General features: G+C 59.9%; 23 protein-coding genes. 15 read left to right on the forward strand and 8 right to left on the reverse strand.

Annotated elements, in window-relative coordinates:
- The 14 genes from ACIGHN_RS00005 to ACIGHN_RS00070 form a co-directional block, all read left to right on the forward strand.
- A partial coding sequence (locus tag ACIGHN_RS00005; protein WP_396502786.1) for a hypothetical protein occupies positions 1–374 on the forward strand: 374 nt, incomplete at its 5' end.
- Positions 371–2806 (forward strand): RHS repeat-associated core domain-containing protein, encoded by a 2436-nt coding sequence (locus ACIGHN_RS00010; protein ID WP_396502787.1) that lies wholly within the window; start codon positions 371–373, stop codon positions 2804–2806. The genes ACIGHN_RS00005 and ACIGHN_RS00010, both read left to right, overlap by 4 nt.
- A gap of 2 nt (positions 2807–2808) precedes the next feature.
- Positions 2809–3162, forward strand: a complete 354-nt coding sequence (locus ACIGHN_RS00015; RefSeq protein WP_156370693.1) for a hypothetical protein — start codon at positions 2809–2811, stop codon at positions 3160–3162.
- Between the two features lie 122 nt (positions 3163–3284).
- The gene (locus ACIGHN_RS00020; protein ID WP_396502788.1) at positions 3285–4358 is read left to right on the forward strand and encodes an RHS repeat-associated core domain-containing protein; all 1074 of its coding nucleotides are present in this window, start codon (positions 3285–3287) and stop codon (positions 4356–4358) included.
- Positions 4355–4681: a hypothetical protein gene (locus tag ACIGHN_RS00025; RefSeq protein WP_396502789.1), complete on the forward strand. Its 327-nt coding sequence runs from the start codon at positions 4355–4357 to the stop codon at positions 4679–4681. The genes ACIGHN_RS00020 and ACIGHN_RS00025 overlap by 4 nt, the downstream gene beginning before the upstream one ends.
- Positions 4682–4751: 70 nt before the next feature.
- Positions 4752–5561 carry an RHS repeat-associated core domain-containing protein gene (locus ACIGHN_RS00030; RefSeq protein ID WP_396502790.1) on the forward strand — a complete coding sequence of 270 codons (810 nt, stop codon included), beginning with the start codon at positions 4752–4754 and terminating at the stop codon, positions 5559–5561.
- Positions 5562–6010: 449 nt separating this feature from the next.
- On the forward strand, positions 6011–6199 hold the full coding sequence (locus ACIGHN_RS00035) for a hypothetical protein (protein WP_396502791.1): 189 nt from the start codon (positions 6011–6013) through the stop codon (positions 6197–6199).
- A 135-nt stretch (positions 6200–6334) separates the two neighbouring features.
- Complete coding sequence (locus ACIGHN_RS00040) at positions 6335–6586, forward strand: hypothetical protein (protein WP_396502792.1); 252 nt, start codon at positions 6335–6337, stop codon at positions 6584–6586.
- A 200-nt stretch (positions 6587–6786) separates the two neighbouring features.
- Positions 6787–7062 carry a hypothetical protein gene (locus ACIGHN_RS00045; protein ID WP_396502793.1) on the forward strand — a complete coding sequence of 92 codons (276 nt, stop codon included), beginning with the start codon at positions 6787–6789 and terminating at the stop codon, positions 7060–7062.
- Positions 7063–7575: 513 nt separating this feature from the next.
- Positions 7576–7770 (forward strand): RHS domain-containing protein, encoded by a 195-nt coding sequence (locus ACIGHN_RS00050; protein ID WP_396503069.1) that lies wholly within the window; start codon positions 7576–7578, stop codon positions 7768–7770.
- 23 nt (positions 7771–7793) lie between these two features.
- The gene (locus tag ACIGHN_RS00055) at positions 7794–8564 is read left to right on the forward strand and encodes a hypothetical protein (RefSeq protein WP_396502794.1); all 771 of its coding nucleotides are present in this window, start codon (positions 7794–7796) and stop codon (positions 8562–8564) included.
- 201 nt (positions 8565–8765) lie between these two features.
- Positions 8766–9092, forward strand: coding sequence for a hypothetical protein (locus ACIGHN_RS00060; protein ID WP_396502795.1), 327 nt, complete (start codon positions 8766–8768; stop codon positions 9090–9092).
- Between the two features lie 162 nt (positions 9093–9254).
- Entirely contained in the window at positions 9255–10343 is a 1089-nt protein-coding gene (locus ACIGHN_RS00065) for a PLP-dependent cysteine synthase family protein (RefSeq protein WP_396502796.1), read from the forward strand.
- Between the two features lie 26 nt (positions 10344–10369).
- Positions 10370–11533, forward strand: a complete 1164-nt coding sequence (locus ACIGHN_RS00070; RefSeq protein WP_396502797.1) for a lipocalin-like domain-containing protein — start codon at positions 10370–10372, stop codon at positions 11531–11533.
- 247 nt (positions 11534–11780) lie between these two features.
- Here the strand turns inward: ACIGHN_RS00070 and ACIGHN_RS00075 are convergent, their stop codons facing one another.
- The 5 genes from ACIGHN_RS00075 to ACIGHN_RS00095 form a co-directional block, all read right to left on the reverse strand.
- Positions 11781–12794 carry a branched-chain amino acid ABC transporter permease gene (locus ACIGHN_RS00075; protein ID WP_056421067.1) on the reverse strand — a complete coding sequence of 338 codons (1014 nt, stop codon included), beginning with the start codon at positions 12792–12794 and terminating at the stop codon, positions 11781–11783.
- Between the two features lie 15 nt (positions 12795–12809).
- A complete protein-coding gene (locus ACIGHN_RS00080; RefSeq protein ID WP_056421064.1) occupies positions 12810–13694 on the reverse strand; it encodes a branched-chain amino acid ABC transporter permease in 885 nt (294 codons plus the stop codon).
- Between the two features lie 126 nt (positions 13695–13820).
- Positions 13821–15020, reverse strand: a complete 1200-nt coding sequence (locus ACIGHN_RS00085) for an ABC transporter substrate-binding protein (protein ID WP_056162395.1) — start codon at positions 15018–15020, stop codon at positions 13821–13823.
- A gap of 65 nt (positions 15021–15085) precedes the next feature.
- On the reverse strand, positions 15086–15817 hold the full coding sequence (locus tag ACIGHN_RS00090) for an ABC transporter ATP-binding protein (RefSeq protein WP_396502798.1): 732 nt from the start codon (positions 15815–15817) through the stop codon (positions 15086–15088).
- A 238-nt stretch (positions 15818–16055) separates the two neighbouring features.
- Complete coding sequence (locus ACIGHN_RS00095; RefSeq protein ID WP_056421055.1) at positions 16056–16826, reverse strand: ABC transporter ATP-binding protein; 771 nt, start codon at positions 16824–16826, stop codon at positions 16056–16058.
- 497 nt (positions 16827–17323) lie between these two features.
- Between ACIGHN_RS00095 and ACIGHN_RS00100 the strand changes: the two genes are divergently transcribed.
- The gene (locus tag ACIGHN_RS00100) at positions 17324–19138 is read left to right on the forward strand and encodes an ABC transporter transmembrane domain-containing protein (protein WP_396502799.1); all 1815 of its coding nucleotides are present in this window, start codon (positions 17324–17326) and stop codon (positions 19136–19138) included.
- Positions 19139–19360: 222 nt separating this feature from the next.
- On the opposite strand, the gene ACIGHN_RS00105 is transcribed toward ACIGHN_RS00100, so the two are convergent.
- From ACIGHN_RS00105 to nuoN, 3 genes are read right to left on the reverse strand one after another with little or no spacing between them, the layout of a single operon-like run.
- Complete coding sequence (locus ACIGHN_RS00105; protein ID WP_056421048.1) at positions 19361–19864, reverse strand: DUF1178 family protein; 504 nt, start codon at positions 19862–19864, stop codon at positions 19361–19363.
- Between the two features lie 57 nt (positions 19865–19921).
- A complete protein-coding gene (locus tag ACIGHN_RS00110) occupies positions 19922–20227 on the reverse strand; it encodes a DUF2818 family protein (protein WP_056162380.1) in 306 nt (101 codons plus the stop codon).
- Between the two features lie 19 nt (positions 20228–20246).
- Positions 20247–21740, reverse strand: coding sequence for an NADH-quinone oxidoreductase subunit NuoN (gene nuoN, locus ACIGHN_RS00115; RefSeq protein WP_056421046.1), 1494 nt, complete (start codon positions 21738–21740; stop codon positions 20247–20249).
- Positions 21741–21750: the final 10 nt, after the last annotated feature.

The raw sequence follows: 21750 nt of genomic DNA on the forward strand, positions 1-21750 counted from the left end.
CCACCATCACCTACGACCATGACCTGTGGGGCCGCGTCACCGCACAGACCCAGGCGGGCGCGAGCCTGCACCTGCGCTACGACGTGGCCGGGCGCCTGACCGAGCTGATCAACGAGAACCATGCGGTCACACGCTTTGCCTACGACAGCGAAGACCGACTTGTCCGGGAGATCGGGTTCGACGGGCGCAGCCAAAGCTACCGGTATGACGCGGCAGGCCAATTGATCGAGAAGACCGATGCGCAGGACAGCGGCATGGGCGCGCAAAGCCAAGGCCATGGCACTGTGCGCAGCCGCTACCACTACGACAGCGCTGGGCAGTTGGTCTACCGCGTGACCGGCAAGGTCGGCAGGTCCGGCATTGCAGCAAGGTGAAGTCAGCAACACCAGCAAATCCACTCACCGCAAACACAGACCTGCAAATCCACCAGTTCGGCTACAGCGATAGCGGCGAACTCCTGGACATCCAGGGCTGGGAGCTCGATTGGCTTGATCGGCCAGAACACCGCGATGCATCGGCTGCTGCGCCAGCCGCCCTGATCGCTGCTTGGTTGGAACTGAGCACTGCCCAACTTAATGCCGCGCTTCATCAGCAGCGCGATGCTCAGGCGCAGACCAGCAACCCGTTGCTGCAAACCCTGCAAACCGACCGGCTGCACAAAACCAGCCGCGTGGACTTGCAGCGCGACGCCCTGGGGCGCCCCACTGGCGAGGTGCAAACGCTGTACCGCAACTCCAGCGTCGATCTTGTCATTGAATTCGAACACCGCATCCACCACCGCCTGGGGGCCCTGGGCCAACGCGAGTCCAGCGAACTGCAGGGCATAGGCCAGCTCGACTGGCTCAGCTACGGCTCGGGCCACGTGCACGGTGTGCTGCTCAACCAGGCGCCCCTGGTGGCGCTGGAGCGCGACAAGCTGCACCGCGAAGTGGGCCGCACCCTGCACCTGCTGCCGGGTGAGAGCGCCAGCACAGCGCCCACCCAGAGCCGCCAGCTCGATCCGCTGGGGCGCCTGCTGCACCAGCGCTGGCAAGGCCTGCCCGGACCCGGCAGCGACCCCGCCAGCGCAGCGCCCCTCAGCGGTGGCCTGCGGCAACGCCGCTACACCTACGACAGCCTGGGCCAGCTCGTGGGCATCCAGACGCCCACCCACGCAGACGCGTACCAGTACGACGCCCGCCAACGGCTGACCGGGCAGCACAGCGCCAGCGCCCAGGGTGAGCAGCAAGCGCGCTGGAGGCTGGACCCGGCGGGCAACCGGCTGCCCGACCCAGTACCCGGCAAGCACCCGGGCGGCAACACCGCCGCCGGCGCCGACTGGACCGCCCAGGTCCAGCAGCACCTGCACGACCCACGCTTTAACCTGCTGCAGCCACAGCCCAGCGCGGACAACCCTGCCACAGAGCACGTGGAGCGCTGGCGGGACAACCGCATCGGCTGGAGCCAGGGGGCAGGTGACGAAGGTGCCACCCACTACCGCTACGACGACTGGGGCAACCGGATTGAAGCCCGCCATGGCGATGGCAGCACCACCGCCTTGCACTACGACGGCCTGCACCAATTGCGGCAGGTTCTCCAAACCAATGCCCAAGGACAGGTGAAAAGCAAAACCACGTACCGCTACGACGCGTTCGGGCGCAGAGTGAGCAAGGTACACCAACAGACCGGCCAAGACAGCCAGTCCACCCACTACGGCTGGGATGGAGACCGGCTGGTGCACACCCAGTCCCACGGGCAGATCCACCACACGGTGTACGAGCCGGGCAGCTTCGTGCCATTGCTGCAGGTACAGCGCAGCCAACAAGGGCACACCAATCCCGTCAAAACACTGCTCGCCCTGGCCGGCAGCGAGGACCCAGAGCAAGACCTGCAGCATGGCGACAAGGAAATGCTGCGCCAGGCATTGAAGGAGGTCCTGCAGCCGGGCTTCCAGCTGTCCGCCTTGCTGCCGCAAGACATGCGAGACCAAGTGCAAGAGTCACTGCAGTTCCTCAAGAAAGCACAAACTCACAGCGAGGAGGCCCACCCGTTGGCCATCCGACACTTCGTGACGGACCACTTGGGAACACCCATTGCGCTGGTGAACGCGAACGGGGATCAAGCGGGAGAAGTGAGCTGGGCGGCCCGGTACGGCGCCTGGGGCGAGATCGAGCAGGAGTACAACCCCCACCGCATCCATCAACCCATCCGTTTGCAGGGGCAGCAGCTTGATGCGGAGACCGGGCTGCATTACAACCGCTTTAGGTACTACGACGCCCAGGTGGGCCAGTATGTGACTCAGGATCCGATTGGACTTAGTGGGGGAGCTAATAATGCCTTATATCCGGTAAATCCCATTACTTATTATGATTCATTAGGGCTGCTGGGGGAATGTTCAGGAGGTGGGTGCGCTTCTGCCACCACCTCTTTTTTAGGATCGGCAGCATCGGCTGTTAAAAATGCTTTTCCCCAGTCTAAGGATGAGTGGGCAGACTATTTGGGTAAACAGGCAGATTATTTTGGAGCAGCGGCTGTCGGAATGACATATTCTGGCGTGCTCGCTCCAGCGGCTCCGGTGGCTGCGGTAATTGGAGCAGCTGCCGATGCGGGATCCAAAATGCTTAAACCACCGCCAAATATTGTTCATGCGAGTGATACTGTCATTGATATAGCTGGCGCTGGAGCTCCCGGTGGTTTTTTTAAAGACGTGGCTTTGACGGCTATCAAAAAAACTATTTCTATCGGCGCGGATGCTACTGCATCATCTATGCCTGCTGCTTCGCCGTCCGGCTCTCCTAAATCGTGTAAAAAATCAGATTATCAATAGTTATGAGCCCTCAAAAAGAAATTCATGAAAATGTTGTCGGCGGTCGCTATTATTTTGTAATTTTGGTGGCTGTTTTGGTTTTGTTGAATGAATTTGTGCCGTTTGTGAATTTGGTAGCATTGCTTGTAATATTTGCATTTTTATCAATAATTCTTTATTCGAATAGAAAAATATCTTCTAATAATTTGGGTGCTGTTGCGATACTTCATATGGTTTTGATCGTTGGGATGATTGGATTTTATGATTATCTTTCGGGTGCATTCGGAAGGCTGATTTTTGTGTTGAATTTTGCGCTTGGTTCTGCATGCGCTTTGTCTTGCTACGGGCTGTATTTCAATGCAAGGGGTGGAAAATAGTCATTTTTTGCGTGATGCGGTAGCGGTATTAAGATGGCGTTGGATAATCTCGTTGAGATTTGATCGCATGCATTCAGCAGCATGATGGACGAAAGTCCTTCTAGGTGGTGCACGTGTGTCACATGCACACGCGGTTCAACGAAATATCCACACACACTTCGTATTACCCGGGCGGCTTCGTGCCACTGCTGCAGATAAACCGCAGCGAGCAATGCCACACAAACCCCGTCGAATGCCCGCGGGCCATGGTGGGCAGCGACGACCAGGAAGTGGTGCTGCCGCCGGGCTTTCATCTGTCCGACTTGCTGCCGCAAGACATGCGAGAACAAGTGCAAGAGTCACTGCAACTCCTCAAGAAAGCACAAACTCACACCGAGGATGCCCACCCTTTGGCCATCCGGCACATCCTCACCGACCACCTGGGCACACCCATTGCGCTGGTGAATGCCAACGGGCAAGCCGCAAGACAGGTGAGCTGGGCCGCCAGGTACGGCGCTTGGGGCGAGATCGAGCAGGAGTACAACCCTCACCGCATCCATCAACCCATTCGTTTGCAGGGGCAGCAGCTTGATGCGGAGACCGGGCTGCATTACAACCGGTTTAGGTACTACGATCCCGGGGTGGGGCAGTATGTAACTCAGGATCCGATTGGTTTGCTAGGAGGAACTAATGGATCTTCTTATGTAGACCATGATTCACTGAACTCCGTTGATCCTTTAGGCCTTTTCGACCTTAAAAATAGAGGTCCGGTAAATTTCCCAACTAGACCTGGTCCGGGACAAAAGAGTATGTGTGCAACAGCTGAGTGCGCAGCTGGACTGCCACCTGCCAATTCGAGCAAACCCGAACTCCCACCCATTCAAGTTAAACCCACCTCTGGTATGACTTGTTCATACCGTGGAGGAGTCGGCCCTATAGGCGCGACAGTTGAATACAACAATGAAAACGGAGTTCAGTATGTTGGCGTGGGTCCGCAAGCTGGTTTGAGTGCAAGTTGCACTGCAGCAGGCCAAGAGTTAGTGGTTGGGAGTGGTCCGAAAGGAATAATTATCCAGGGCAACGCGTCGGCTGGAAATGGAATGTTGGGCATATCAGCTAAGGCAGCTGGGGGAGTGGGCGGGCTGTCTGGGAAGATTTCTCCAGGCGTAGGTACCGTTGGAGTATCAACAGGAGTTACGATTGGGTATAAGCCATGAATGATAATTCCATGCAGATTTTGGTGTGGATTGTTTTTTTTATAGCAATAGTGGGAATGGTACTTTGTCAATTTTTATTTCAAGAGCTGCAACGGGACTATCCTGATGAATTTATAAAAATTGGTTCCCCTCATATTATATTAAATAATACGCCGTGCAATAATTGGAAATTTACAAAATGGATTGCTGCAAATAACGGCAAAAAATTTGGTAAAAAAATCCGTGCTATTATAATTTCTATAAAAATAACAATCTTTATTGTTTGGCTTTACTTTGTGGGCGGATGTGGTTATTTGATCTTAAGGCTTGGCGGTGACGCTTGATTAATTCGGTTTGGAAATATGATTTTATTAAGATGCTTAAGGTGTCTATCCTTGCGCATCCGCTGCGCTCGTGAACGCGAACGGCGATCAAGCGGGAGACGTAAGCTGGGCCGACAGGTACGGCGCCTGGGGCGAGATCGAGCAGGAGTACAACCCCCACCACATCCATCAACCCATCCGCTTGCAGGGGCAGCAGCTTGATGCAGAGACCGGACTGCATTACAACCGGTTTAGGTACTACGACCCGGGGATGGGGCAGTATGTGAGCCAAGACCCTATCGGATTAAGGGGAGGCTTCCACGCGTATCGCTACACAAATCAACCATTGCAACTTATAGATCCTAAAGGGCTAGAGGCCCAAATTGTAGGCCACTCTGCGGCAGGGCCTGTAGGTAGACTAACAAATCCTGACTCTTATCATCTCGCGATCCAACTTACTCCGGATGATAAAAACTGCGACTTGGGCGGTACTAGTACGCTGGGAGGCCAACCATCAGGCAATTTTACAAACGGAAATCTCAAATCAGCACCAAATTATCCAGGAAATTCAAAAGGAATTGTTTCTCGACAAATTATTCCACGCCCGGAGGGAATGAGTGACTGTGAGTTTCTAAAAAAGCTGAAAGAGGCTTCAAAAGAATATTGCAACTGTCTGCCATATTCAAAGCCAAGCATATCACCCATTCCAGGATCTACAGACGGACAAATGGATTCTGGAAAATACAATAGCAATTCATACGTATCAGGAATCATACAGAGGGCTGGAGGTGTTCCGCCCAGCCTTGAAACTGGTGGGCAGTGGCAAGCTCCTGGGTACGCAAACCCACTACCTATAACCAACATTATAGCCCCCGCGGGCAAAGTTCATATCCACCCATGAGAGATATTTTCAAGTTATTATTAATGCTATGCATCTCTTGTTTTATTTCTGTACTTTTCTCATACTATTTATATTATAATTTTAATTATATTAATAATGATGTACAAAGAGATTTATTATCAGTCTCAATAATAGCTCTCACTTACATTTTTGGACTTAAATATGGATTGAAAAATTGGATTATTGCGGGGTTAGCTTTTATACCTATTTATTTTGTGATATTTTTTATTGCAGCCTGTTCTTTCTATAAAGACTGTATTTAAAGCATCGCAGCAACTACCCGACGAAGCCAACCCCGCTAGTTAGCATGAGTGCGGCAAAGGCAAGAAGGTGCATCTCGCTGGGCACGGCAGGCAAACTTTCGTCATCCCAAGAGAGCCAACCGGACAAAGCCTCACTCCACCACCTAGTGCTTGAACAGCTTAACGATCGGCAGGGTTACGCCGTGTTTGGACACCGCTTCTTTTGCCTTTTCCGGTATTGCCGTGGTTCGCCCAAGCCATTTCGACTATGTGGCCAGTGACCTGCTGTACCAACGCGCTGATCTCGGCGACTTGGGCGCGCTACTGTTCGTCGGCAGATGGCAGATGCAGCGTGCAAGGCGTCTGCGCTATGACACTTCTTCATCGTTGACATAGGTCGGTAGGCTTGAAGGGCATAGCCGCACATTAGCGCTGTGTTTTGTTTGGAACTGAATCGTGTATTTGCGCGGATGACATTCTGCAGGATGTCACAGGTGCTCTTTGTCCATGTGAACGGCTTGGGGCGATATTATGATCGGCAACGTGTTAATTAATGGCCATTACAATTTTGGGCATGCCGAAGAACACGCCTCGGCGAAGCCGCTCAACGGTGATATCACGAAAGAAACGCTTACCATATTCAACTATAACGCCGAGGTCAGCATGAAGTGCCTGTCAAATATCGAGTTATGGATCAACGACTCCTGCACCTCCGGTCTTTTGTATGCGGAGCAGTTGTCGGCGACAAGATGCAAGTCATGCCCTGAGGCGTCTCGCGGTTGATCTTGCGCAGGAACTTCAGCCCTCAACGTGCTTGTGACGTTGCTGGCATTGCCCGATAATTTGCCCATTCAGGACATTGTTTGTAGCGAACAGCGTGCTACTGCCGCGGCGGTTGTCCTGTGCATCATCGTCTGAATTTGTATATAGACGCATAAACAAAAAAGATGAATTGGTGATAGGCAAGTATTTAAATTGGCGTGATGGAAAATGGAATCGCGGCGTTAGCGGAGGCGGAGCTAGAAGTGCTCCACCTCTCAACAGCATGTACTCCATCTGCAAAAACCATGGTTTGCGCTACGCTCAACCCCAGCAAACTTACGTGTGATACAACCATTAAAAAAGACTTAAAAGCTTTACCTGAAAAGCTGCCCGAATGGCCTCAGCCTGCATCAAAGGGCACTGAAGAATCAGCCAAGAAATATATACAAAGCCGCAATTCTCATATTTTAATGACATGCAAAAATTTAATAACATAATCAACACTATATTATATTTTTCGTTTGCGATACTTATATTGCAATTGAATAACTACGTAGCGAGCCACAGTAAAAATTGGCTTTCTATTGTTTTCGCTCTTGCTTTTATCAATATCTTAGTGGCTATATTTTTCCTTATCAGAGTGGATGGCATTTCAAAAATTGCCATTTCCATTGTATTTATCGGCTCAGAATTTAAATTAATAGAGTTTTTATTTCTAACAGCATTTATGTTCGTGACGCGAGAAAATTTTGCCCCATAAATATTTATCCCATATTTTGCTTGTTCAGCGCAGCCCAAAGCAACCTTATCAGCGCCTCACCATCCCGGCAGGAAATCGAACCCCAATAATAAGGTCCACCAACTATTAAATGAAGCGCTGTGGCCGTGCTACCAGTTGTCCGCTTTGCTGCCGCAAGACAAGCCAAGCCAAGTACGGGAGTCGCTGCAACTCCTAAAGGACACACAAGCCCACAGCGAGGAGGCCCACCCATTGACCGCCTGTCACCATACTGACGGACCACCTTGGCACGCCCATTGCGCTGGTGAACGCCAATGGACAAGCGGCAGGACAGGTGATCTGGGTGGCCGGGTACGGCGCCTGGGGGAGATCGAGCAGGAGTAAGACCCCCGCCGCATCCATCAACCCACCGCTCACAGGGGCAGCAGCTTTATGCGGAGATCGGGCTGCATTACAACCGGTTTAGGTACTATTTCGACGTGCGGACTGGTGGCAAAGACACCAACTGCGGGGACTGATTTTCTGGGCAGCAGCAAGTTCATATGCAATCCATCACAATACTCTGCAATCACAGGACCCAATAGCAACACACTTGCATATTCAGTGGCCGGAAAATGCAATATTTCATCAATGAGTAGCATCCAAGGCCTGGGTGGCGCAAGGGGCTCATCAAGATCTCCGGGTGGCGGCTATAAACCTCTGGCCCTGAGGCGAGCTATCCACAAACCACATGTCCAGCATCAGCATCCAGTGCAAATCCTGAAGTCAACGCAGGCTCATAGTCACCAAAAAAACCACTCAAAATCAATGCAAAAAACAACATCAATATTTTCAATATTACTGCTGCTTTTTATAAAATCTTCAGTGCATGCAACTGAAATGGAAGAACCCAAATGCACACTATGGAAAACAATCTCCGAGCAGGTAGACTCACAAAAATCAAAATTTACTCTAGCAGCAAGGAGTGGCGAAGAAGACTTACTTTTTGTAAGAAAAAATAATAATAAACTCTATTTTAAAAATGATGAAAAAATTGAAATCTTAAGTTTTAACGAAGCCTCAAAAGGCATGAAGCTATATGGATTGATTTTTTATTTTCCGCTAGAAAACAGCGATTGTTTAAAAATTGGATCCTCACTGGTTCGGAAGACAAATGAATTTGAATTGACTATAAGACATCCTGCAAAAAATTACTTCTTCTCCACCATTAAGCTCGGAACGAAGAATTTTTCCGAGGCGATTCTTCTGATTGAAGATTAATCAGCATATAAAATACAACAAACCAAATAGCACAATGTGACAAGACTCTCAACCCTTAGATCAATCAACACAATTTTAACTACCTGTCTACTTACGCTGACTTCCTCATGCGCCGTCACATCCAACTATAAATTTTTGTCAGCAAAATTTTCAATTGATTTTCCAAAAAATTACCACATCGAAAATAATAAGACAGACACGGTGATCGCGTTCGACCCCTCCAACGAAACGACCATTATCGTGAACTATGAAAATACGGCCGACGTATTTTCTTCAGAGCGCTGCAGTGTGGCCAGTACTGATTTCTTCTCAAGAGTTGAGGCGGCCCCACAGGAGGTGACCGGAGATACGTCCAAGTTCACCGTAGTGCGCAATGTCACCATGACAGGAGGTGGCCAAGGCTATGCGTCGCTTGGCTTTTACTGTCGACAAGACTTGCTTCTCACTCTGGCCTTTGTCTATATGTCACCCTCGAAAGAAACGGACGATATTTTTTCAAAGCTGATCAGTGGGATAGAACTGAAATAACTGAATACCCTTGACGGCGTGCGGCGCGCCAGTTCTTCCATTATTTCGGAATAGGTGCAAATGAGCCGCCTTTGACAAGGTTTGCACAATGTCCAATGTCCAACGTGCACAGGCCACTTCAGCGTGGTGTCGTCATCGAGTGCCCGCTGCGACAATCACGCGATGCACATCCCGACATCATCGTCCGATCACGCTGCCTCCTCGCCTTCCAGCTGGCTCCACACCGCCATCGCCCGCATCGAAGCCGACTACCAGCGCAGTGCCGACACCCACCTGATCCCCCTGCGGCTGCCTGCCTTCACGGCACACGGCATTGACCTGTACCTCAAGGACGAATCCACGCACCCCACGGGCAGCCTCAAGCACCGGCTGGCGCGGTCGCTGTTCTTGTATGCGCTGTGCAATGGCTGGATCCACGAAGGTTCGACGGTGGTGGAGTCTTCCAGCGGCTCCACTGCCGTGAGCGAGGCCTACTTTGCGCGGTTGTTAGGCCTGCCGTTCGTGGCGGTGATGCCGCGCAGTACCTCGCCAGAGAAGATTGCGCAGATCGAATTCCATGGCGGTCGCTGCCATTTCGTGGACCGTGCGGGCGAGGTGTACGAGGCGGCCCGCGCCATTGCCGCCGAGACGGGCGGGCACTACATGGACCAGTTCACCTATGCCGAGCGCGCTACCGACTGGCGCGGCAACAACAACATTGCCGAGAGCATGTTCACGCAGATGGCGCGTGAGCCCCACCCCGTGCCGCGCTGGATCGTGGTGGGTGCAGGCACCGGCGGGACCAGTGCCACCATTGGCCGCTATGTGCGCTATCAGCGCCACGCCACCGAGGTCTGCGTGGCCGACCCGGCGGGTTCGGTCTTCAGTGCCTACCACCGCACGGGCGACGCAACGCTGACGGCGCCGGGCTCGCGCATCGAAGGCATTGGCCGCCCGCGCGTGGAGCCCAGCTTCATCCGCACGTTGGTGGACCGCATGATCGACGTGGCGGACTGCGAGTCCGTCGCGGCCATGCGCGCGCTGTCGCAACTGCTGGGCCGCCGCGTGGGCCCGTCCACCGGCACCAACTTCGTGGCCATGCTCACGCTGGCGGGCGAGATGCGCGAGCGGGGCGAGCAGGGCTCCATCCTGTCGCTGCTGTGCGATGCGGGAGAGCGCTACCTGCCCACGTATTTCGACACGGACTGGGTGGACGAACGTTTTGGCGATTGCTCGGCCGCTCAGCAGCGCATCCATGCGCTGATCGGCTGACGCCCGGCGCGAGCACCCCATTGACCATGCCAGACGGCGTACCACCCCACAGAGCCCCCAGCGTGCCGCACGTGCCCGGCGCACTGACGCGCAGGCGCTGGCTGGCGCTTGGCAGCAGCCTGCCGCTGGGTGTGGCGGCATGGGGTGGCGGCGCCTTGCCGGCCCATGCCCTGCCGGCACGCACGCTGGAGTTTCCACGCGACCATGGCAGCCACCCGGATCTGCGCACCGAGTGGTGGTACATCACCGGCCACGCGCAGGCCGAGGGGCGGTTGTGGGGGTTCCAGGTCACGTTCTTCCGCTCGCGGGTGGATGGCACGCAGGGGCTGCAGTCGCGGTTTGCGGCCAGGCAGCTGGTGTTTGCGCATGCGGCGGTGACGGATGTGCAGGGCCGGCGCCTGTACCACGACCAGCGGATTGCGCGCGCGGGCTTTGGCATTGCCGAAGCGGCCGAGGGCGACACGGCCGTGCACCTGCGCGACTGGCACCTGGTGCGCGCTGCCGCGGACGCGCCTGGCGCCAGCCGCTATACCGCGCAGGTGCAAGGCAGCGATTTTGCGCTGGACCTGCGCTTTGACAGCACGCAGCCCGTGCTGCTGCAGGGCCGGCAAGGCCTGTCGCGCAAGGGGCCGGAGGCCGCGCAGGCCAGCTACTACTACAGCCAGCCGCAACTGGCCGTAGCGGGCACGCTGACGCTCGGGGGCCGGCGCCGGGTGGTGGAGGCCGGCAGCGGCCGTGCGTGGATGGACCACGAGTGGAGCGAGGCGCTGATGCACCCGGACGCCGTGGGCTGGGACTGGATCGGCATGAACCTGGACGATGGCCGCGCGCTCACGGCCTTTCACCTGCGGCGCCAGGACGGCAGCACGCTGTGGGCCGGCGGCTCGGTGCGCGCGGCGGGTGAGCAGGCGCCCCAGGTCTTTGCGCACGATGCCGTCACCTTCACGGCCACGCGGCACTGGGCCAGCGGGCGCAGCGGTGCGCGCTACCCCGTGCAGTGGCAGGTGCAGACGCCCGCCGGTACCTTCAGCGTACATGCGCTGCTGGACGATCAGGAGCTGGACAGCCAGGGCTCCACGGGCGCGATCTACTGGGAGGGCCTGAGCGAGCTGCGCGACGCCGCAGGCCGCGCGGTGGGACGGGGCTACCTGGAAATGACGGGGTATGCGAAGCGGCTACGGCTGGGGTGAAGGCAGCCGCCCGGCGCTTTTTATTATTTTGATAGTAGCCACCGCTGATCGGGCAAGTATTTCAAGCCGAAAACCCTTGAAATCCGCGTCCATCCTGCGCTAGCAGCTATCCATTTTGACGAGAGCGGGCGCCCCGCGAATCCTGCCAGGGTCCACCCACCTGCCCCCCCACTGATGGGGGAAGGATGGCGGCGCTTTTCACCGCAGCCTGTTGCACCGCCTGCGCGACGACGACCCAGTCAGTCAGTCAATGCGTACCCGTCGTCGTCGTTTTGCCGCCGCCGCGCCGCCGGTCCATCCACGCGATGATCTCGCCCATGATGCCGCGGCGGAAGGCCAGCACGCAGATCACGAAGATCAGGCCTGTGACCATGGTGACGGACTCACCCAGCGTCTTGAACCATTCCACGCTGGTCAGGGCGGCGAGCAGGTTTCCGAATTCGCCGATCTTGTTTTCCAGCAGCACCACCACGGCCGAGCCGATCAGCGGGCCCGACAGCGTGCCCAGGCCGCCCACCAGCGTCATCAGGATGACCTGGCCCGAGGCCGTCCAGTGCACGTCGGACAGCGTGGCAAAGCCCAGCACCAGGGTCTTGAGCGAGCCCGCCAGGCCGGCCAGTGCGGCCGACAGCACGAAGGCCAGCAGCTTGAAGCGGTGCGTGTCGTAGCCCAACGAGATGGCGCGGGGCTCGTTCTCCTTGATGCCCTTGAGCACCTGGCCGAACGGCGAGTGGATGGTGCGCACGATGACGAGGAACGCCAGCACCACGATCACCAAGGCCACGTAGTACATGACCAGGTCGCTCTGCAGGCTGATCAGGCCGAACAGCTTGCCGCGCGGCACGCCCTGCAGGCCGTCTTCGCCGCCGGTGAAGGGCGCTTGCAGGCAGGCAAAAAACAGCATCTGCGCCAGCGCCAGCGTGATCATCGAAAAGTAGATGCCCTGGCGGCGGATGGCCAGCCAGCCGAACAGCAGGCCCAGCAGCGCGCCCCCCGCGGTGCCCAGCAGCAGGCCCACCTCAGGGGTGAGGCCCCAGACCTTGATGGCGTGCCCGGCCACATAGGCCGCGCCGCCCAGGAAGGCCGCGTGGCCGAAGGACAGCAGGCCGGTGAAGCCCAGCAGCAGGTTGAAGGCCGAAGCAAACAGTGCAAAGCACATGAGCTTCATCACGAAGACGGGATAGGCGCCCAGGAAGGGCGCGGCAACCAGGCCCAGCAGCAGCAGGCCGTAACCGATGGGGGCGATGTTCTTGAGGTTCATGCGAGCGGCCCCTGCTTACTTTTCTTTGCCGAACAGGCCGGCGGGGCGGATGAGGAGAACGATGACCATGATGACGAACACCACGGTTGAAGACGCTTCGGGGTAGAACACCTTGGTGAAGCCTTCGATGACGCCCAGGCCCAGCCCCGTGAGGATGGAGCCCATGATGGAGCCCATGCCGCCGATCACCACCACCGCGAACACCACGATGATGAGGTTCTGCCCCATGAGCGGCGTGACCTGGTAGACCGGCGCGGCCAGCACGCCGGCAAAGGCCGCCAGCGCGGCGCCGAAGGCGTACGTCAGCGTCACCATCACCGGCACGTTGATGCCGAAAGCCTCCACCAGGCGGGGGTTCTCGGTGCCGGCGCGCAGGTAGGCGCCGAGCTTGGTCTTTTCGATCACGTACCAGGTGGCCAGGCACACGACCACCGATGCCACGACAACCCAGGCACGGTAGTTGGGCATGATCATGAAGCCGAGGTTGGTGGCGCCTTCCAGCAACTCTGGCGTGTCGTAGCCCAGGCCCGAGACGCCGTAGATGGAGCGGAACACCCCTTCGATCAGCAGCGTGAGCCCCAGGGTCAACAGCAGGCCGTACAGGTGGTCGAGCTTGTAGATCCAGCGCAGCAGCAGCCGCTCGATCAGCACCCCGAACAGGCCCACTACCAACGGCGCCAGCACCAGCATCCACCAGTAGTTGATGCCGAAGTAGTTCATCGCCATCCAGGTGATCAGGGCGCCGGTCATGAACAGCGCACCATGCGCGAAGTTGATGACGTTGAGCAGGCCGAAGATGACGGCCAGCCCCAGGCTAAGAATTGCGTAGAACGAACCGTTGACCAGCCCCAGGAGAAGCTGGCTCAACAGGCCGGGCAATGAGACACCAAAGAATTCCATGGGAGGCAACGGCAGGTTCAGAGAGGTTCAGAGCAGACAGCGGAGTGGTCTGGCAGCCCCGCAAGGCCGCCGCAGCAAGCCGAGCGCCGCAATGGCACCCGGGCTTGCTGACGCCGTGTCAGGCGTTTACTTCCAGAGCGCGCACTTCGTTTCCGCTTTGGTCGTGAAGACTTGATCGCCCGGCAGCTTCTTGACGAGCTTGTAGTAGTCCCAGGGCTTGGTGGACTCGGCGGGCTTCTTGACTTGCATCAGGTACATGTCGTGCACATAACGGCCGTCGGCTCGAATCTGTCCCTTGGCGAAGAAGTCGTCGATCTTCATCTTCTTGAGCTCGGCCATGACCTTGTCGGCGTCGGTGGACTTCGCAGCGGCCACGGCCTTCAGGTACGTCGTCGTGGCAGAGTAGTCCGCGGCCTGGACTTCACCGGGCATGCGCTTGGTCTTTTCAAAGTACTTGGCGGCAAACTTGCGGGTGTCATCGTTCAGGTCCCAGTACCAGCTGGTCGTGAACTGCAGGCCCTCGGTATTGCGCAGGCCCATGCTGTGGATGTCGCTGATGAAAATCAGCAGCCCCGCCAGTTTCATGTTCTTGCCGATGCCAAACTCCTTGGCGGCCTTGATGGCGTTGATGGTGTCACCGCCGGCGTTTGCCAAACCGAGAATCTGGGCCTTGGAGTTCTGTGCCTGCAGCAGGAACGACGAGAAGTCCGACGCATTGAGCGGGTGCCGCACCGCGCCCACCACGTTGCCGCCCTTGGCCTTGACCACGGTGGTCGTGTCCGCCTCCAGCGCATGGCCGAAGGCGTAGTCGGCGGTCAGGAAGTACCAGCTCTTGCCCCCTGCATCCACAATGGCAGAGCCCGTGCCCTTGGCCAGCGCGACCGTGTCATAGGCGTAGTGCACGGTGTAGGGGCTGCACTGCTCGTTGGTCAATGCGGAGCTGCCGGCGCCGTTGTTGAAGTACACGCGCTTCTTCTCTTCTGCCACCTTGGCAATCGCCAGGGCCGTGCCGGAGTTGGTGCCGCCGAACAGCATGGTGACGCCTTGGGTGTCCACCCATTCGCGCGCTTTCGACGCGGCAATGTCCGCCTTGTTCTGATGGTCTGCAGAGATGAGTTCGATCGGCAGGCCCAACACCTTGCCGCCGAAATCGTCGATGGCCATCTGGATGGCCAATGCACCGTTCTTGCCTTCCACGTCGGAATACAGGCTGGACATGTCGGTGATGAAGCCGATCTTGACCTTGTCCTGCGCGTGCGCGGCCGAGGTGGCCAGGCCCGCTGCGGCCAGCACCAATGCCAGCGCGGTGAGTTGGTTCTTCTTCATGGATTGTCTCCTGTGGGTGTGGTTGGTTGAAGAAAAGAAAATGGGGATCGCTGGCGGACCTGTGGTCAGACACCCAGCAGTTCGGTGAGCACGGGCATCTTCTCGGTCAGTTCGGACGCGCCGAACTTCTCGACGATGCGGCCGTGCTCCATCACATAGAAACGGTCGGCCAGCGGCGCCGCAAAGCGGAAGTTCTGCTCCACCATGACCACCGTGTAGCCCTTCTCGCGCAGCATGGTGATCATGCGGGCCAGCGCCTGCACGATGACCGGAGCCAGGCCTTCGGAGATCTCGTCGAGCAGCAACAGGTTGGCACCGGTGCGCAGGATGCGCGCCACGGCCAGCATCTGCTGCTCGCCACCCGACAGGCGCGTGCCCTGGCTGTTCTTGCGCTCGGCCAGATTGGGGAACATGGCGTAGATCTCTTGCACCGACATGCCGGGCGTGCCGGTCTTGAGCGCCGGCGGCAGCAGCAGGTTTTCTTCGCACGACAGGCTGGAGAAGATGCCGCGCTCTTCCGGGCAGTAGCCCACGCCCAGGTGGGCGATGCGGTGCGTGGGCATGTTCACGGTCTCCACGCCATTGATCTTGACCGAGCCCTTGCGTGCACCGGTCAGGCCCATGATGGCGCGCATGGTGGTCGTGCGGCCGGCGCCGTTGCGGCCCAGCAGCGTGACCACCTCGCCGGGCTGCACGACGATGTCCACGCCATGCAGCACGTGCGACTCGCCGTACCAGGCTTCGAGGCCCTTGATTTCCAGCGCAGGCACGCCGTTCTTGATTGGGGTATTTGCCATTTCAGTTATCCATTGCGCCGCACGCTGTCCGCCGCAACCGTCGCGATCGAAGCCAGCGCCCCCGCACAAGGGCCGCCCCGCCGCGCTGGGGGCGTCCCCCTCCCGACTCGCGCAGCGAGACGAGAGAGGGGCTGAGGGCCGAGGCTCCAATCCTGCCTGCGCAGGATTGGACGTGCCCGAAGAGACACCGCCTCTGGCGGTGGCACCGAGGCGCGAAGCGACTCAGGAGGAGCTTCATCTAATGCGCTCCCTGAAGTTGGCCGTCGGTGGTGCCCATGTAGGCTTCCATCACCTGCGGGTTGCTCGACACTTCGGCATACGGCCCCTCGGCCAGCACCGCGCCACGCTGCAGCACGGTGATGCGGTCGGCGATGGTGGAGACGACTTTCATGTTGTGTTCGACCATGAGGATGGTGCGCCCCACAGACACCTTCTTGATGAGCTGGGTGACGCGGTCCACGTCCTCGTGGCCCATGCCCTGCGTGGGCTCGTCCAGCAGCATGAGTTCGGGCTCCATGGCCAGCGTGGTGGCGATCTCGAGCGCGCGCTTGCGGCCGTAGGGCAGGTTCACGGTGACCTCATCGGCCATGTCGGCCAGGCCCACTTCGGCCAGCAGCTGCATCGCGCGGCCATCGAGCTGGTGCAGGCTGCGCTCGCTGCGCCAGAAGTGGAACGACGTGCCCAGCTTGCGCTGCAGACCCAGGCGCACGTTTTCCATCAGCGTGAGGTGCGGGAACACCGCGGAGATTTGGAAAGAGCGGATCACGCCACGGCGCGCGATCTGCGCGGGCTGCTCGCGGGTGATGTCGTGCCCGTTGAACCGGATGGTGCCGGACGTGGGTGTGAGGAACTTCGTCAGCAGGTTGAAGCAGGTGGTCTTGCCTGCGCCGTTGGGGCCGATGAGTGCATGGATGGACCCCCGGCGCACGGCCAGGTTCACGTCGCTGACTGCGGTGAATCCCTTGAACTCTTTGGTCAGGCTGTGGGTTTCAAGAATGACGTCGCTCATTGCGCCAGGGTCGCTCCGTAAGGGGGCTGAGGAAGAAAGCCTTGGCCAGCAAGGCTCCCATGCATGCGTTGTGTCGCCGTGCATCGTATGCCTGCCTACCCCGCGGTAGATACTGGGACTAATGCCTATGTATAAACGCCTACGGGTCAGGCTCGCCGGCGGTGCACGGGTTGACGGTCATCAACGCGCGCGCCGTGCGGGGCCCGCCTGTGCCTTGCCCGGTGCGGGTTGCGGGCACTTGCCGACGCGCGAAAAAGCCTCGCTCGGCCATGCGGTGCGAACCTGGGAGCCTGCAGCGCTTGCTTACAACTGCATGACGGCAAGACAAGGGGTGCGCGGGTGGGCAGACTCCGCGGCGCTGAAGATTTCAGGGCCCTGCCCCTTTCCTGCATCAGCGCAGCGCCCGCGGCGGCAGCGCCTGCCCGGTAGCCCGCAGGTGTGCAGGGCCGCCCTGTGGCAGGCACGTCCGGACAGGCACGCCCGCCTACACTTCGCGCATGGCCACCCTCCCCTCCACGCCCGCGCGCGGCGCACCCCGGTCCCTCAGCGGTCTCTTCCCCTTTCTGCGTCCGTACCGCGCACGCATCGCCCTGTCGGTGGTGTTCCTGGTGCTGGCGGCCCTGGCCACGCTGGCGTTTCCGCTGGCGCTGCGCAACTTGGTGGACTCGGGCCTCGTCAGCGCCGACAAGGGCGCGCAGACCATGGCGCTGCGCAATCACTTCGAAGCGCTGTTCGCGGTGGCCGTGGCTCTGGGGGTGTTCTCGGCGGCGCGCTTTTACATGGTGAGCTGGCTGGGCGAGCGGGTGACGGCCGACCTGCGCAACGCGGTGTACGGCCACGTGCTGCAGCAAAGCCCGCAGTTCTTCGAGACCACGCAGACCGGCGAGGTGCTGTCGCGGCTGACGGCCGACACCACGCTGGTGCAGACGGTGGTGGGCTCATCGTTGTCGATGGGGCTGCGCAACGCCGTGGTGGGCATCGGCGCACTGGCGATGCTGGTCTGGACCAACCCGTACGTCATGTCGATCGTGCTGGTGGCCGTGGTGTTGGTAGTGCTGCCGACCATGTGGATCGGACGGCGCGTGCGCCGCCTCTCGCGCGACAGCCAGGACCGGGTGGCGGACTCCAGCGCCATCGCGGCCGAGGTGTTGAATGCCGTGCCGGTGGTGCAAAGCTACACGGCCGAGCCGCGCGAGACGCGCCGCTTCACACAGGCCACCGAAAACGCCTTCCAGGTGGCCGTCACGCGCAGCCGGGCACGCGCCCTGCTGGTGGCCTTCATCATCATCGCCAACGCAGCGCTGCTGCTGTGGGGCCTGTACCGCGGCACCGAGGCTGTGCTGGCGGGCCAGATGACCGCCGGGCACCTGGGGCAGACGGTGGTGTACGTGATGCTGCTGGCAGGCGCCGTGGCCGTGCTGGGCGAGGTGTATGGCGACCTGCTGCGCGCCGCGGGCGCCACCGAACGCCTGATGGAGCTGCTGGCCAGCCGGTCACCGGTGGCAGACCCTGCCGCCCCCAGGGACCTGCCGCTGTCGGGCCAGGGCCTGGCCGTGGAGTTCGACAACGTGCTGTTCCACTACCCCTCGCGGCCCGACCAGCCCGCGTTGCATGACTTCACGCTGCGCCTGTCGCCTGGCGAGACCGTGGCGCTGGTCGGCTCCAGCGGTGCGGGCAAGACCACGGTGTTCCAGCTGCTGCAGCGCTTCTACGACGTGGACACCGGCCCGTATGGGCGGCCGGCGGGCCGGATTCGCCTGAACGGCGTGGACATCCGCGACCTGCCGCTTGCCACGCTGCGCGCCAGCACGGGCACCGTGCCGCAGGACGCCGTGATCTTCTCCGCATCGGCCATGGAGAACATCCGCTACGGCCGCCCGGACGCCACCGACGAGGAAGTGATGGCCGCCACGCGCGCCGCATTCGCGCACGACTTCCTGATGGCGCTGCCGGAGGGCTATGGCACGTTTCTCGGCGAGCGAGGGGTGCGCCTGTCGGGCGGGCAGCGCCAGCGCATCGCGATTGCACGGGCCATGCTCAAGGACCCGCCCTTGCTGCTGCTGGACGAGGCCACCAGCGCCCTGGACGCCGAAAGCGAACGCATGGTGCAGGCCGCGCTGGACACGGCCATGCAGCGCCACACCGGGCGCCGCACCACCCTGGTCATCGCCCACCGGCTGGCCACCGTGCAGAATGCCGACCGCATCGTGGTGCTGGAGCATGGGCGCATCGTGGAGCAAGGCACGCACACGGCGCTGCTCGCGCAAGGCGGGGTCTATGCCCGGCTGGCGGCGCTGCAGTTCACGTCGTGAAGGCGGGCGGGCAGCGACTGCCGGGCGCCTTCCGGTTGCCGCTGCGGGAGCAGTAAAGAGGAAGTGGAGTTCTCAGCGCCGATGCCGTGCAGCAGCTGCTATTAAAAGCATAGCTGCTAGCGCGCTCTGGTAGCGCGGTAGAGCCTCAAAACACTCAAAAACCGCATTCACCGGACTTCGCGGAGGCTTGCCAAGCCCTCCCGCGCCCTGGCCCACGCCCCTCTACTGCAGGGTTTCCTTGGCAGAAGCGGGCAGAGGCAACGGCATCACCGCGATGCCCTCTTCGATCAGTTGCACGGCTTCGTCGGGCGTGGCCTGGCCGCGGATGGCGCGCTCCTCGGCCTCGCCATGGTGCATGCGGCGTGCCTCCTGGGCGAAGCGCGATCCCACGTCCTCGGTGTTGGCGACAATCTTGCGCGCCAGGTGCAGCCAGGCGGCTTGCAGGGCGGGTGGCAACACCCCTGCGTCGAGAGCTGCAGTCGTACCAGCGGGATTGGTCGGCACCACCTGCCCTGCCGAAGGCGGCGCCTGCGTTGCAGAGTTTCCCGAAGGCTCCCGCGCACCCAGGTTCAGGCGGGGTGCGCTCAGGCGCTTTTCAATGTGGTCGTCCGCGCACATGGGGCATTGCACCAGGCCGCGCTCGCGCTGGCCCTGGAAATCGTCCTCCGACGCGAACCAGCCTTCAAAGACATGGCCGTGGCGGCATTGGAGATCAAGCACCTTCATGGCAACGCTGCAACGGGCGAGAAGGACAAGGCGGCAACCGGTGGCACTGCGGGCGCGTCAGCCGTGGCGGCGCAGCAGGTACCGGTAGACGAAACCCGGAAAGGCCAGGGTCAGGAACAAGGTGCCGGTGATGGCGTAGAACTCCCAGCCCTGGGGAGCGATCTGCCCGGCGCGGCGCTCCAGCAGCAGCGCAAGACCCCCGACCAGAAAGTACAGCACGATCAGCTCCGCCAGCCGCCCCGCCAAAGGCTTGCGGGGCGCAGCGGCCGGGCCCACGGCCAGCCAGCGGTGGTTCACGAACGGCAGGTTCGCGGCGATGAGCGCCGCGATGATGACCAGCCAGACAGATCCGGTGAGAGACACAGTGCGACAGCGGGCGAGGTCAGGTCGCCAGTGCGCGCACCACGGCGTCGGCGCACAGCGCCATCAGCCCGCCGGGCAGCAGGCCCAGCACCAGCAGCAGCGCGCCGTTCAAGGTCAGCACCACACGCACGTCTGCGGGTGCCGACACGCTGGAGGCGGTCAGCGGTGCATCGAAGTACATGACCTTGACCACGCGCAGGTAGTAGAAGGCGCCGATCAGCGACATGATCACCGCGAACACGGCCATGGCGATGTACAGGGTCTGGCCCGAAGCCACCAGGGCCTGCAGCACGGCCAGCTTGGCGTAAAAGCCCACCAGCGGAGGAATGCCGGCCATGGAGAACAGGCACACGGCCATGATGCCGGCGTACAGCGGGCTGCGCTGGTTGAGGCCGGCAAAGTCCGAAATCTCTTCGCTCTCGAAACCCTCGCGCGCCAGCAGCAGCATCACGCCGAATGCGGCCAGGGTCGTCAGCACATAGGTCACCACGTAGAACATGGACGCGCTGTAGGCGTTCTCGACGGCCGTGGCATCGACGTTGCCGTTCACCACGCCCGACATCAGGCCCAGCAGCACGAAGCCCATCTGCGAGATCGTGGAGTACGCCAGCATGCGCTTGAGGTTGGTCTGCGCGATGGCAGCCAGGTTACCCACCAGCAGCGAGCCGATGGCCAGCACCGCCAGCATCTGCTGCCAGTCGATGGCCAGCGGCAGCAGGCCGTCCACCAGCAGGCGGATGGTGATGGCAAACGCCGCCAGCTTGGGCGCGCCGCCGATCATCAGCGTGACGGCGGTCGGAGCACCCTGGTACACGTCGGGAATCCACATGTGGAAAGGCACCACACCCAGCTTGAAGGCCAGGCCCGAGACCACGAACACCAGGCCGAACACCAGCACCTGGTGGCGGATCTGGCCGGAATTGACGGCCTTGAACACCTGGCCGATATCGAGCGAGCCGGTGGCGCCGTAGATCATGGACAGGCCGTACAGCAGGAAACCGCTGGCCATTGCGCCCAGCACGAAGTACTTCATGGCCGCTTCGGTGGCCGTGGCGTTGTCGCGGCGCAGGGCCACGAGCGCATAGCTCGACAGGGTCAGCAGCTCCAGGCCCAGGTAGATCACGAGGAAGTTGTTGCCCGAGATCATGATGAACATGCCCAGGAGCGCGAACATCGAGAGGGTGAACATCTCGCCGCCGCGCAGCATGCCGCGGTCTGCCGCATAGGGGCGCGCATACACCAGCGTGACCATCATCGCCACCGTGGCAAAGCACTTGAGCCAGTTGCCCATGGCATCGCTCACCACCATGTTGCCAAAGCCGTAGAAGGTGTTGCCGCTGCTGGCGTACATCGCCTGCAGGGCCGCCACGACGGCCAGGGTCAGCATGGTCAGCACGTAGGTAGCGGTGCGGCGGGTGCTGTGCACCCCCAGGTCGACCAGCGCTATGACGCAGGCCATGGCCAACAGCACGATTTCAGGGTAGATCGCTAGCCAGCTGATGTTGTCAATCATCTCGTATCTC

This window comes from Acidovorax sp. NPDC077693 (genome assembly GCF_044542805.1).
Taxonomy (GTDB): domain Bacteria; phylum Pseudomonadota; class Gammaproteobacteria; order Burkholderiales; family Burkholderiaceae_C; genus Acidovorax.